The organism is Actinomadura sp. NPDC000929, from assembly GCF_040492065.1.
Taxonomy (GTDB): Bacteria; Actinomycetota; Actinomycetes; order Streptosporangiales; family Streptosporangiaceae; genus Spirillospora; species Spirillospora verrucosospora.
The window spans coordinates 21,814-34,005 of sequence record NZ_JBEUPA010000091.1; the positions used below are offsets into that span (position 1 = coordinate 21,814).

The 12,192-nt window shown below is 73.5% G+C and carries 14 protein-coding genes; 6 read left to right on the forward strand and 8 right to left on the reverse strand.

Annotation, left to right across the window (positions count from 1 at the left end; all coding sequences use genetic code 11):
* Nucleotides 1-132 precede the first annotated feature (132 nt).
* Complete coding sequence (locus tag ABWI04_RS27125; RefSeq protein WP_179836369.1) at nt 133-798, forward strand: potassium channel family protein; 666 nt, start codon at nt 133-135, stop codon at nt 796-798.
* On the forward strand, nt 798-1,457 hold the full coding sequence (locus ABWI04_RS27130) for a potassium channel family protein (protein ID WP_353834214.1): 660 nt from the start codon (nt 798-800) through the stop codon (nt 1,455-1,457). Before ABWI04_RS27125 ends, ABWI04_RS27130 begins: the two co-directional genes overlap by 1 nt.
* A gap of 2 nt (nt 1,458-1,459) precedes the next feature.
* On the opposite strand, the gene ABWI04_RS27135 is transcribed toward ABWI04_RS27130, so the two are convergent.
* Together ABWI04_RS27135 and ABWI04_RS27140 are read right to left on the reverse strand one after the other, a co-directional pair.
* Complete coding sequence (locus ABWI04_RS27135) at nt 1,460-2,155, reverse strand: DUF3159 domain-containing protein (protein ID WP_353834215.1); 696 nt, start codon at nt 2,153-2,155, stop codon at nt 1,460-1,462.
* A 28-nt stretch (nt 2,156-2,183) separates the two neighbouring features.
* Nucleotides 2,184-2,606, reverse strand: coding sequence for an OB-fold nucleic acid binding domain-containing protein (locus ABWI04_RS27140; protein ID WP_378188924.1), 423 nt, complete (start codon nt 2,604-2,606; stop codon nt 2,184-2,186).
* A gap of 141 nt (nt 2,607-2,747) precedes the next feature.
* Between ABWI04_RS27140 and ABWI04_RS27145 the strand changes: the two genes are divergently transcribed.
* Nucleotides 2,748-4,226, forward strand: coding sequence for an MFS transporter (locus tag ABWI04_RS27145; RefSeq protein ID WP_353834216.1), 1,479 nt, complete (start codon nt 2,748-2,750; stop codon nt 4,224-4,226).
* Nucleotides 4,227-4,288: 62 nt separating this feature from the next.
* On the opposite strand, the gene ABWI04_RS27150 is transcribed toward ABWI04_RS27145, so the two are convergent.
* The 3 genes from ABWI04_RS27150 to ABWI04_RS27160 form a co-directional block, all read right to left on the reverse strand.
* Nucleotides 4,289-5,113, reverse strand: a complete 825-nt coding sequence (locus ABWI04_RS27150; RefSeq protein ID WP_353834217.1) for a hypothetical protein — start codon at nt 5,111-5,113, stop codon at nt 4,289-4,291.
* Between the two features lie 72 nt (nt 5,114-5,185).
* Complete coding sequence (locus ABWI04_RS27155) at nt 5,186-6,541, reverse strand: FtsX-like permease family protein (protein ID WP_353834218.1); 1,356 nt, start codon at nt 6,539-6,541, stop codon at nt 5,186-5,188.
* Between the two features lies 1 nt (nt 6,542).
* The gene (locus ABWI04_RS27160; protein ID WP_345184808.1) at nt 6,543-7,340 is read right to left on the reverse strand and encodes an ABC transporter ATP-binding protein; all 798 of its coding nucleotides are present in this window, start codon (nt 7,338-7,340) and stop codon (nt 6,543-6,545) included.
* Nucleotides 7,341-7,570: 230 nt separating this feature from the next.
* Here ABWI04_RS27160 and ABWI04_RS27165 point away from each other — a divergent pair, with 230 nt between their 5' ends.
* Nucleotides 7,571-8,851: an ArsB/NhaD family transporter gene (locus ABWI04_RS27165; RefSeq protein ID WP_345184806.1), complete on the forward strand. Its 1,281-nt coding sequence runs from the start codon at nt 7,571-7,573 to the stop codon at nt 8,849-8,851.
* 74 nt (nt 8,852-8,925) lie between these two features.
* Nucleotides 8,926-9,585, forward strand: a complete 660-nt coding sequence (locus ABWI04_RS27170) for a PIG-L deacetylase family protein (RefSeq protein ID WP_502913172.1) — start codon at nt 8,926-8,928, stop codon at nt 9,583-9,585.
* Here the strand turns inward: ABWI04_RS27170 and ABWI04_RS42835 are convergent.
* The 3 genes from ABWI04_RS42835 to dut form a co-directional block, all read right to left on the reverse strand.
* A complete protein-coding gene (locus ABWI04_RS42835; RefSeq protein WP_486303772.1) occupies nt 9,582-9,662 on the reverse strand; it encodes a 50S ribosomal protein bL37 in 81 nt (26 codons plus the stop codon). The two genes, ABWI04_RS27170 and ABWI04_RS42835, sit on opposite strands and share 4 nt — an antisense overlap.
* A 121-nt stretch (nt 9,663-9,783) precedes the next feature.
* The gene (locus ABWI04_RS27175) at nt 9,784-10,611 is read right to left on the reverse strand and encodes a DUF3710 domain-containing protein (protein ID WP_353834220.1); all 828 of its coding nucleotides are present in this window, start codon (nt 10,609-10,611) and stop codon (nt 9,784-9,786) included.
* Between the two features lie 3 nt (nt 10,612-10,614).
* Nucleotides 10,615-11,106 carry a dUTP diphosphatase gene (dut, locus tag ABWI04_RS27180; protein WP_378188920.1) on the reverse strand — a complete coding sequence of 164 codons (492 nt, stop codon included), beginning with the start codon at nt 11,104-11,106 and terminating at the stop codon, nt 10,615-10,617.
* A gap of 230 nt (nt 11,107-11,336) precedes the next feature.
* Between dut and ABWI04_RS27185 the strand changes: the two genes are divergently transcribed.
* Nucleotides 11,337-12,065, forward strand: coding sequence for a hypothetical protein (locus ABWI04_RS27185; RefSeq protein ID WP_345184796.1), 729 nt, complete (start codon nt 11,337-11,339; stop codon nt 12,063-12,065).
* The last annotated feature ends 127 nt before the right edge of the window (nt 12,066-12,192 follow it).

Genomic DNA, 12,192 nt, shown 5'->3' on the forward strand with positions numbered 1-12,192 from the left:
TGTGTAGGTTTGCAGCCCGCAGGGATCATTCACAGGAAACGGTCCTCGGGTGCGGCGCGGTGTCGGCGGCGAATGCCGTGCCCGGCGCGGGGGGTAGAGGGGGAGCGTCCCCCTATGGAAGAGGGAACGGCCGTGCATATCGTGATCATGGGATGCGGGCGGGTCGGCTCGACGCTCGCCCACATCCTGGAGGACAAGGGTCACTCGGTGGCCATCATCGACCAGAGCCCGGAGGCGTTCCGCCGGCTGCGCAGCGGGTTCCGGGGCCGCCGCATCACCGGGTTCGGGTTCGACCGGGAGGTCATCGCCGAGGCGGGCATCGAGCGCGCGTCGGCGTTCGTGGCCGTCAGCAGCGGCGACAACTCCAACATCATCTCCGCGCGCGTCGCGCGCGAGACGTTCGGGGTCGACAACGTGGTGGCCCGGATCTACGACCCGCGCCGGGCGGAGGTCTACCAGCGCCTCGGCATCCCCACGGTCGCGACCGTGCGGTGGACGGCCGACCAGATCCTGCGCCGCCTGCTCCCCGAGGGCGCCGAGCCGCTGTGGCGCGACCCGACGGGCGCGGTCGTCCTCGCCGAGCTGGACTCCGGCCACCTGTGGGTGGGAGAGAAGGTCGGCGAGCTGGAGGAGCACGCGGGGACCCGGGTGGCGTTCCTGTCCCGGATGGGCGAGGCGCTCGTCCCCGAGCGGGACACGGTGATCCAGGACGGCGACATCGTGCACATCATGGCGGGGGCCGACGACCTGGAGCGGGTCAACGCCGCGGTCGCGGCGCGGAACGGGGAGGACGCGTGATGCGGGTCGCGATCGCCGGGGCCGGCGCGGTGGGCCGGTCCATCGCCCAGGAGCTGCTGGAGAACGGGCACGAGGTTCTCCTGATCGACAAGAACCCCAAGGCCATCAAGGTGGAGATGGTGCCGCGCGCGGAGTGGCTGCTGGCCGACGCGTGCGAGATCGCCGCCCTGGACGACGCGGCGCTGGAGCGCTGCCAGGTGGTGGTCGCCTCCTCCGGCGACGACAAGGTCAACCTGGTGGTGTCGCTGCTGGCCAAGACCGAGTACGGGGTTCCGCGCGTGGTGGCGCGGATCAACCACCCGAACAACGAGTGGCTGTTCAACGAGTCGTGGGGCGTGGACGTGGCGGTCTCCACACCGCGGCTGCTGTCGGCGCTGGTGGAGGAGGCCGTCAGCGTCGGCGACCTCGTCCGGCTGATGACGTTCCGGCAGGGCGAGGCCAACCTGGTGGAGCTGACGCTGCCCGAGGACGCGCCCCTCGGCGGCGAGCGCGTCGGATCGGTGGCCTGGCCGCGCGACACCGCCCTGGTGGCGATCCTGCGCGAGGGCCGGGTGCTGGTCCCCACCGCCGACGACACCCTGGAGCCGGGCGACGAACTGATGTTCGTGGCCAGCCAGGACGTCGAAGACGAACTCGCCGAACTCCTCGGCGGACGGTAGAGCTACGCGGGTTCTTGGCCCTTGGCCGGGGCCCCCGGGGTGATGGGGGTTCGGCCGCGGGCGAGGAGCCAGGCCATGGCGGCCAGCGCGGCGACCTGGAGCGGCCAGCCCATCGCGATCTTGGCGGTGCCGAGCAGGCCGCTCTGGTCGCCGTCCGCGAGGTAGATCGGGTACTGGACGGCGACGCGCACGATGCAGGGCAGCACGAGCAGCCAGGTGAGCCGGGAGCACAGCCGGACGATCCCGGGGTCGGCCCGCCAGGCGGTCGGGTCGCCGGTGACCGAGCCGATGATGAAGCCGACGACCGGCCAGCGCACCGCGATCGAGAAGATCATCGCGGCGGCGTAGCCGGCGTTCAGCATGATGCCGGGCAGGAAGGCGTTCTCGGCCTTGCCCGAGCGCAGCGCGAAGAACGCCGCGATGGCGATGCCGAACAGGCTGTTCAGGACGAACTGCGGGCTGGAGCGCTGCGCGAGCCGGACCAGCAGGAGCAGCACCGCGGCGCCGACCCCGGCGCCGACGGCGAGCTTGACGTCCTTCGCGGCGACGTAGGTCGCGGTGAAGGCGATCGTCGGCACCGCCGCCTCGACCATGCCGCGCACGCCGCCGAGCGCCTTGTTGAGCTGGGCGCGGACGGCCGCCTCGACGGTGTCGTGCGCGGCGGTCTCCCGCGCGGTGCCCGTTTCCGTTTCGCTCACGTCGCTCTCCCGGCGGCTCGCCGCGGCCTCACGCGCCGCCGCGCAACTCGTATCGCGGATTGAACATGACCTTGCGCCCGTCCTGCTCGCTCACCAGTCCCTCGGCGCGCAGCCGGCGCCCCGGGTCGATCCCGGCGATCTTGCGGCGGCCGAGCCAGACCAGGTTGATCACGTCGGTGCCGTCGTAGAGCTCGGCCTCCAGGGCGGGGGCGCCGCCCCGCGGACGGAGTGTCACCGTACGTAGCGTACCCGCCACGCAGTGCCGCTTGCGCGCGGCGCAGTCGGTGATCGGCGTCGCGCCCTCGTCGCCGGTGGTCTTCTGCAGCTCCTCGGCCTCGAGCTCGGCCTTGGTGGACGCCATGCGCCGCAGGAAGCGCCGAAGCCCGCCCTTGCCGCGCTCGCGCCCGCCGGGCCCCGCCCCGGGCGGAGTGCTGGCCGAAACCTCGTCCATACCTCGAAGCGTATGGCATCCCCGGACGAAGCGGACCCCTTGCGCCGCCGCCGAAATCCACGCCGGCTCATTGTGGAATGAAGCGTTCCGTTCTGCTACTATCGGAACAGAGCATTCCGCTCCGTGAAGGAAGGACGGACCATGACCGCCACCCTCGAAATCCCGGCCCCCGCGGCCGGGACGACGCGCCCCGGCGACGGCGCGGCGCCCGCCCCGCGCCGCTGGCTCGGCCTGTCGGCGATCCTGGCCGCCACGCTGCTGAACCTGCTCGACTCCACCGTGGTGAACGTGGCCGCGCCCGCGATCCGCGCGGACCTCGGGGGCTCGTTCTCCGCGCTGCAGTGGACGGCCGCCGGCTACACGCTCGCCCTCGCGGTGGCGCTGCTGACCGGCGGTCGGCTCGGCGACATGTTCGGGCGGCGGCCCGTCCTGCTGGCGGGCGCGGCCGCGTTCACGGTGATGTCGGCGGCCTGCGCGTTCGCCTGGTCGCCGGAGAGCCTGATCGCCGCCCGGGTCGCGCAGGGCCTGTGCGCCGCGGTGATGATTCCGCAGGGCTTCGGGCTGATCCGCGACCTGTTCGGCACCGACACCGGCAAGGCGTTCGCCCTGTTCGGGCCGGTGATCGGCCTGGCCACGATCCTCGGCCCGGTGGTGGCCGGCCTGCTGATCGACGCCGACCTGTTCGGCACCGGCTGGCGCGCGATCTTCCTGGTGAACGTGCCGGTCGGCGTCTACGCGCTGGTCGTGGGCGCCCGGGCGCTGCCCGCGCCGGTGTCGGCCGACCGCTCGGGCGGCCTGGACGCGGGCGGCATGCTGCTCGGCGGCCTCGGGATGAGCATGCTGGTCCACCCGCTCGTCCAGGGCCGCGAGCTGGGCTGGCCCGCCTGGTCGCTCGCGCTGCTCGCCGGCTCGGTCCCGGTTCTCGCCCTGTTCGTCCTGCACCAGCTGCGCCGCACCCGCCGGGGGCGGACCCCGCTGCTCCGGCTGAGCGTGTTCGCCAACCGGGCCTTCGGCTCCGGCGTCCTGTTCGTCGTCGTCTTCTTCGGCGCGATCGCCGGGTTCTCCCTCGCCACCGGCCTGTTCCTCCAGCTCGGCCTCGGCTACACGCCGCTGGCCGCGAGCCTGGCGATGTCGTCCTGGGCGGTCGGGGCGTTCGCCGGGTCGGCGTTCAGCGGCATGACGATGGCCAGGCTGGGCCGCAGGATCCTGCACCTCGGCCTGGTGCTCATGGTCGCCGGGCTGGCCGCGCTCTACGCGGTGTTCGAGGCCGCCGGGACGGGCGTCGGCGGCTGGCACCTGGCCGCGCCGCTGCTGCTGTTCGGCGCCGGCATGGGCATGATCTTCGTCCCGTTGTTCGACGTGATCGTGGCGGGCATCGCCGACCACGAGGTGGGCTCGGGCTCGGCCGCGCTGGAGTCGGTCCAGCAGCTCGGCGCGTCGCTCGGCGTCGCGGTGCTCGGCACGGTCTTCTTCGGGGCGGTCGGCGCGCCGGTGGCCGGGCGGTTCGCCGCGCCGGCCGCGCTGGAGGCCGCGAAGCAGGTCACCGCCCTGACCGCCGGGCTCACCGTCGCCGCGTTCCTGGTCGCCTTCCTCCTCCCCCGCCGCCCCCGCGCGCACTGACCCTCCTCCGCCGAACTCGCCGTCCGCGAAGGGCGGCGAGTTCGGCGTCGGCGGGGCAGGGCTCAGGCCGCGGCGAAGCGCACGGCGGCGACCGCGATGACCAGCGCCGCCACCGCCCAGTAGGCGCCGGAGGCGAGGGCGACCGCCCGGACGCGGCGGGCCTCGGGCAGGCCGGTGAAGGTGAGCAGCCAGGCCAGCAGCGGCAGGACGAGGATCGCGTGCATGGTCACGAAGTGCGCGGGCTTCAGCGCGGCGACCACGTGGTAGGCGGCCTGCTGGTCGCCGGAGCGCACCGTGGCGACCCCGCGGGCGATCATCGCCGCGCCGGAGGCCAGCGCGAGCATCAGCGCGGCGAAGCCGGACCGGACGGCCAGCCGCATGCTCGGCGCGGTCCCCGCGTCGCGGCGGAAGGCGGCGACCGCGAGCGCGACCAGCGTGACGATCAGGATCCCGCCGCCCGCCGCGAGCATCCGGGTGACGACCGTGTCGAACGCCGTCTCCTCGTTGAAGTGGGACGGCGCCCTGCGCCACGCCTGCAGGGTGATGAGGGAGACCTCCGCGACGCAGTCGGCGGCGAACACGCCGAGGATCGCGGTCCGCGCGCGGTCGCCCAGCCGGACGAACCCGCTGACCCACGCGATCGTGATGAGCGTCAGGCCGAACGAGAGCCCGAACGTGACGGGCTTGCGCCAGGAGACCGGTCCCGTCCAGGGCCCGCCGTCCACGGCGAACACCACCAGGTGCAGCAGGCCCGAGGCGATGAGCGCGGCGCCGACGGCGTAGGCGGCGCGCTCGACCCGGCGGCCGCCCGTCCAGGACGCCCCCAGGCCCCGGACGGCGGCCGCCGCCGGAAACCTGCCGCGCGAAGTCTCCACCGATCCCGCCATGACCGCTCCTCCAAAAATGAGTGAGTGCTCACCCAGTATGGGCGAGCACCCACGCGAAGACAAGCCGTGCGGTCAGCGGAGGGCGGCCTCCACGGCGGGGACGCCGATCGCGCGGCGGGTGGCCGCCCACGTCGTGGCGCCGGTCAGCGCGGCGGCGAGCGCGACGACCGCGAGGTAGGTCCACACGTCCCCGGCCGGGACGGCGGAGTCGCGGCGGGCCAGCCCGAAGGGCACGATCGTGAACACCGAGGCGACCGTTCCGCAGGCCGCGCCGGTGACCGTCAGCACCGCCGACTCCAGCGCCACCGAGGCGAGCACCTGGCGCGGGGTCGCGCCGGCGAGCCGCGTCTGCCCGAACTCGCGGCGCCGGTGCGCGGTCGCCGCCACCAGCGTGTTGACCAGCATGATCGCCGTGAACAGCACCACCATGCCGATGACGACGAAGTTGAGCGTCTCGATGCTCTTCTGCTCGGCCGTCTTGGCCAGCCCGGCGGCCTCCATCGCCGCGTTCTCGGTGGCCTGGAGGTAGAGCGTCCCGACGGCGGTGCCGACGAACAGGATGACCGGGGTGACCGCGGACGCCAGCGCGCCCGTCCGGCGGCGCATGGTGGCGGCCGCCAGCTCGCCGGCCGCGCCGAACGCGCGCAGCGGCCGGGCCAGCAGGGACGTCGCCCGCCGCATGATCGCCGGAGCCAGCAGCGCCAGCCCGATCGCGGCGAGGATGTCGGCCTGCCCGGACGTCGCCATCACGTCGCTGCCCTTGCCGTCCATCAGCGTGACCGTGATGACCGCCTCGTCCAGCGCCAGCAGCAGGAACAGGACCGCGAAGACGATGCGCTTCCTGCTCAGCCTCCCGGCGTCCACCGCCGCGGACCGCATCGAGTCGGCGACGCCGGCGCGGGTGGCGCGCCGGGCGGTGATCAGCGCGGCGGCGGTCGCGGAGACCGTCGTGATGCCGATCCCCATCGACAGCGCGACCGGGCCGAAGCTGTGGCCGATCTCCGCGGGCACCTGGCCGGTGTCGTGCAGCAGGCCGAGCACGCCCCGGCCGGCCAGCATCCCGGGGACGATCGCGAGCAGCGCCGCGGCCACCGCCAGCACGGCCGCCTCACCGACGATCATCCGGGAGAGCTGCGCCGGGGTCGCGCCGACGCTCTTGAGCAGCGCGATCTCCGACGCCCGCTGCCGCACCGACAGGGTCAGCGTGGAGGTGACCGCGAACACCACGAGCAGCAGCCCCCAGCCGCCGACGACGTTCGCCATGACGACCAGCGTGCTCCGGGCCTCCCCGGTCGCGCCGCCCGACGCGGCGGTGTCCAGCATCGAGGCGAACGCCATGATGATCGTCGAGCCGAGGAACAGGGCGAGGAAGCTCGCCGTGAACGCGCCCGCGCGCCTGCGCAGGGAACCGATCGCCAGTGCGAACATGTCACGCCCCCGCCGTCATGCGCTGGCGCTCGACCTCGTCGGCCAGGTGCGTCATCCGCTCCGCGACGGACTCGGCGGTCGGCGCGGGCTGGTGGCCGACGATCCGCCCGTCGGCCAGGTACAGCACGGCGTCGGCGAACGACGCGGCGACCGGGTCGTGGGTCACCATCACCACCGTCTGCCCGAACGCGGCCACCGACTCGCGCAGCAGGCCGAGCACGTCGCGGGCGCTGCGGGTGTCGAGGGCTCCGGTCGGCTCGTCGGCGAACAGCACCCGCGGCCGGGCCAGCAGCGCCCGCGCGATCGCCACCCGCTGCTGCTGCCCGCCGGACAGCTCCGCGGGCAGGTGCCCGAGCCGCTCGCCGAGGCCCACCCGCTCGAGGACGGCTCGCGCCCGGTCCTTGTCGACCTTGCGGCCGGCGAGCTTCAGCGGCAGCACCGTGTTCTGCACGACCGACAGCGTCGGCAGCAGGTTGAACTGCTGGAAGACGAAACCGATCCGCTCCCGCCGGAACTTCGTCAGCTCCGCCTCCCCGTCGCCCGTCAGCTCCGCGCCGTCGACGAAGACGCGGCCCCCGGTCGGACGGTCCAGGCCCGCGGCGCACTGGAGCAGCGTGCTCTTGCCGGACCCGGACGGGCCCATGACCGCGGTGAACGACCCGGTCGGCAGCGACAGCGACACCCCGTCCAGCGCGACGACCCGGTTGCCCTCGGGGCCGTACACCCGGCGCACGTTCTCCAGCCGGAGCGCCTCACCCGGGGCCTGGCGCCCCGGTTCCGGTCCCCTGCGTCCGAACATCGTCCTCACCTCCGCCCGGGCGCCCCCTCGCGGAGCGCCTCCGGACACGAAACTACGGACGCGCGGGGCCGGCGAGGATGGGTCCAGCACTCCGATCGGGGTAGGCAAAACCCCACCATCGCCCGGCCCCGGTCTCGCCCGCGGCGTGCCGTGACGGTTAGAGTCGCCCGTGGTGCGCCGGGAAGTCTGGTCGGCAGGTCCCGTCATCCGCATGCCGTCCGGGAGGTTCCGTGCAGGCCACCGCCGCGATCGTCATCTTCGTCTGCGCGTACGTGCTGATCGCGTCGGAGAAGGTGCACCGGACGGCGGTGGCGCTCGGCGGCGCGGGCCTGATGCTCCTGCTGCACATCACCGACGCCCGGGGCGCGTTCTTCTCCTCCGAGTCCGGGATCGACTGGAACGTCATCTTCCTGCTGCTCGGCATGATGGTCATCGTCTCGGTGCTGCGCCGGACGGGCGTGTTCGAGTACGTGGCGATCTGGGCCGCCAAGCGCGCGCGGGGACGCCCCTACCGGCTCATGGTGATGCTGGTCGTGCTCACGGCGGGGGCGTCGGCGCTGCTCGACAACGTCACCACCGTCCTGCTGGTCGCGCCCGTGACGTTCCTCGTCTGCGAGCGGCTCGCCCTCGCGCCCGAGCCGTACCTCATCGCCGAGGTCATGGCGTCCAACATCGGCGGCACCGCGACCCTCGTCGGCGACCCGCCCAACATCATCATCGCCAGCCGGGGCGGCCTGTCGTTCAACGACTTCCTGGTCCACCTGGCCCCGCTGGTCGTGGTGCTGATGATCGTGTTCTGCGTGCTGTGCCGGTGGCTGTTCCGCTCGGCGTTCCGCTACGACCCGGAGCTCGCCGCCGAGGTCATGGAGCTGGAGGAGCGGGAGGCCATCACCGACCGCCGCCTGCTCGCGCAGGGGCTCGCCGTCCTCGCCGTCGTGATCGCGGCGTTCGTGCTGCACCCCGTCCTGCACTACGAGCCGTCCGTGGTGGCGCTGCTCGGCGCCGGTCTGCTCGTCGCCGCGACAAAGGTGACCACCGAGGAGGCGCTCAGCGAGGTCGAGTGGCCCACGCTGGTGTTCTTCGCCGGCCTGTTCGTGATGGTCGGCGGCCTCGTCGAGACCGGCGTCATCGGCGAGATCTCCCGGGCGGCGGCGGACGCCACCGACGGCCGCCTCGGCGTGGCCGCGATGCTGCTGCTGTGGGCGTCCGCCGGGCTGTCGGCGATCGTGGACAACATCCCCTACGTGGCGACGATGAGCCCGATCGTCTCCGACCTCGTCCAGCAGCACCCCGGCACGGACGGGCACGTGCTGTGGTGGGCCCTCGCCCTCGGCGCCGACCTCGGCGGGAACGCCACCGCCGTCGGGGCCAGCGCCAACGTGGTCGTCCTCGGCATCGCCGCCCGCAACGGCACGCCCATCAGCTTCTGGCGCTTCACCCGCTACGGCATCGTCGTCACCCTCGTGACGGTCGCCCTGGCCACCCCGTACCTCTGGCTCCGCTACCTGTGACGGTCCACCGCCCCGTCCGGGAGGATGGGGGGATGGACGAGGTGCCTGAGGACTGGGAACGCGCGCTCGCGATCGTGGCGCACCCCGACGACCTGGAGTACGGGACGTCGGCGGCGGTCGCCAAGTGGACGGGGCAGGGCAAGACCGTGACGGAGGTGCTGGCCACCCGCGGGGAGGCCGGGATCGACTCGATGGACCCCGCCGAGGTGCGGCGGATCCGCAGCGCCGAGCAGGTCGAGGCGGCGCGGATCGTCGGCGTCCGCGAGGTCGAGTTCCTCGACCTGCCGGACGGCACGCTGGAGTACGGGCTGCCGCTGCGGCGGGCGCTCGCCGCGGCGATCCGGCGGCACCGGCCCGAGGTGGTGCTGTCCATCAACTTCCGCGAGACCTTCCCCGGCGGCGGCTTCAACATGGCCGACCACCGGGCCCTCGGCCTCGCGGTCGCGGACGCGGTCCGGGACGCGGCCAACCGGTGGGTGTTCCGCGACCTCGGCCTCGAACCGTGGCGGGGCGTCCGGTTCGCGCTGTTCGGCGGGTCGCCGCAGCCCACCCACTACGTGAACGTCACCGGCCATCTGCGGGCCGGCATCGACTCGCTGCTCGCGCACCGCGTGTACTTCGCCGAACTCGGCGCCGGGTTCGACGCGGAGGCGTTCCTCACCGGCGCGGCCGAGGCGGGCGGGAAGCAGGCGGGCGTCGAGCACGCGATGACGTTCGAGATGATCGAGAGTTAGCGGCGGGCGTTGGGCCGCTTGCCCTTGTTGTGCTTGCTCCGCTTGCGGGCCCGGCGTTTGCGCGTCTTCTTCGACATGCACTGATTGACCGCCCGGAGGCCGGTGCAGGGCAAGCGATGGGCCGGGCGCAGACGCCGCGAACCCGCCCGGCCGCACGTCCGAAAAGCGTGCGGCCGGACGGGTCCGATGTGCGTGCGGTCAGCGGACCTCGGTGATCTCGGGGCCGCGCTCGAAGGGGTCGAAGGTCTCCACGGCCCCCTCCTCGCCGTCCTCGCCGGCCTCGCTGAACTCCTGCGGGATCTGCAGTTCCAGCAGCTCGCGGGGCGGCATCGGGGCGTCGCCGCGGTGCACCACCACGCCGCGCAGCACGTCCTCCAGGACCTGCCACTGCTCCTCGTCCTCGATCGCGGCGCCCTGCACCACGGCCTGCAGGAACCAGCGGGGGCCGTCCACGCCGAGGAAACGGATGATCTGCGGCGCCCAGCCCTGCTCGACGAACTCCGCCGGGATCTGCTCGCGGACCTCCGGCGGCATCTCGGCGAGGACCTCCTCGGTCAGCGCCGCCGGGACCATCGCCAGCAGTTCGGAGCCGAACGGGCCCTCGCCCTCCTGGGTCTGGCCCTGCGCCTCCTCCTGGATGTCCTTGGCGGTCTCGCGGCGCACGTCGTCCCAGATGCCGCTGCGCTTCGGCGCGGCGAACACCTGGAGCTGCATGGCGCTCTCCTCGTACTGCACCAGCACGGCGACGGGGCGCCCGTCCAGCGGGTTGCCCTCCTCGTCGACCTGGGTCGCCTCGAAGTTCACCTGGAAGCCCAGCCCCGGCGCCACCGGCACCTGGAGGGCCCCGAAGTCGAGCCGCTGCAGCTCGGGGAAGGAGTCCTCGGAATCCCACGGGCCGCCCGCCGCCGATTCCGCCTTGGCCGACCCCGCCTCGGCGGGAGCCTCCTCGGCGGTCTCCGCCGGCTCCTCGGTCACCTCGGGACCCTCAGCGGGCTCCTCGGCCTGCCGGCGACGTCCAAAAGCCACGACTCACGCTCCTTCTCTACTGTGCTCGTTGTCCCCGGATCGCGGGGCAGGGCCGAATCCGCCGGTGGAGCCGAACCCGCCGGTTCCGCGCGCCGATCCGGGAAGCTCGGTGACCTCGTGGAACACCGCGTGCTCGACCCGCTGGACGACCATCTGCGCGATGCGGTCTCCGCGCCGCAGTCTCACCGTGGCGCGGGGGTCGGTGTTCAGCAGGGTCACCTTGATCTCACCCCGATAGCCGGCGTCGACCGTACCGGGTGCGTTGACGATGGTCACCCCCAACTTAGCGCCCAATCCGGACCGGGGGTGAATGAAAGCCGCGTAGCCGTCCGGCAGGGCGATCGCCATCCCGGTGGGGACGACGGCGCGCTCCCCCGGCGGCAGTTCCACGTCGGCGGCCGCGACCAGATCGGCGCCCGCGTCGCCCGCGTGGGCGTACTGGGGCAGGGGCAGCTCCGGATCCAGCCGCCGGACCAGCACATCGACCTTGCTCACGGGCTCCACCTCACGCGCCTACCTGCCGGAGAACCACACGACCCTATCCAGGGCGCCGGGGACGGCCGCCGCTGAAACGCCGCTGCCGCGCGAGTCCGGCAGTTGACCCTACCCGGTCCCGGGCGTGACCACTTCCGGAAGGTTTGACCCTGAAGCGAAGTATCACGCGTAGCGTCGCAATTCTTACCCGCGGCGTTTCTGTGGGGCGCGTCCCCCGGGAAGGGGGCGGCATGGGAAAACCGGGAGAGGGCACACGGGAGCAGGGCGCGGGGGGCCGGAGCGTCACCCACCGCTCGCTGGACGGGGTGCGGGTCCGGCTCGCCGGCGACCACGACCTGCGGCGGCCGTGCACGTCGGTGGCGCGGATCGCCGACGGCGGGCGGCTCCACGAGATCTCCAGCGGCACCCGCGAGGACGCGCTGGCCTGGGCCGCCGACATCGGGGTCGACCGCTTCGAGCAGGAGTTCCGCGTCCAGGGCGGCCGGCTGCGGGTCGGCGGGACGGCGACCCGCGACGCCGAGACGGGCCTCAGCGACCCCGTCCTCGCGGCCGTGTGGGAGGGGCGCCGCCACGCGGTGTTCACGCACCTCTACCACGGGCGCCCCGCGGACGCGGTCGCCTTCTTCGGCACCCTGCGCCTGACCGAGCACGAGGACGGGGTCACCGCCGTCCCGCGCGGCCGGGCCAGGCGCCCCGAGCCCGCCGAGATGGTCAAGGAGGTGCCGGGGATCGGCCTGCTGGAGATCACCGCGCTGACCACGGTGACGCGCAGGCGGCTCCCGCCGTGGCGCGGCGCCCCGGTCGCGGGCGGCGAGCTGTTCCGCGACACCGTGGAGGGCCAGGGCCCCTACTTCCTGCTGGCGCTGGCGTCGCTGCTGGTGACCGTGCTGCCCGAGGAGGACCGGGTCCGCGACGTCCCGCGCCGGCTCGCGGGGCTGGCGGTCGAGGCGGTCCGGTGACCGGACTCCTCGCCGGGATCGCCGCCGTCACAATCGCGGGGACTGCGTCGAGCAGTTCCCGGGTGTAGGCGGCGGAGGGGCTGTGCAGGACGTCGGAGGCCGGTCCCGCCTCGACCACGTGGCCCTG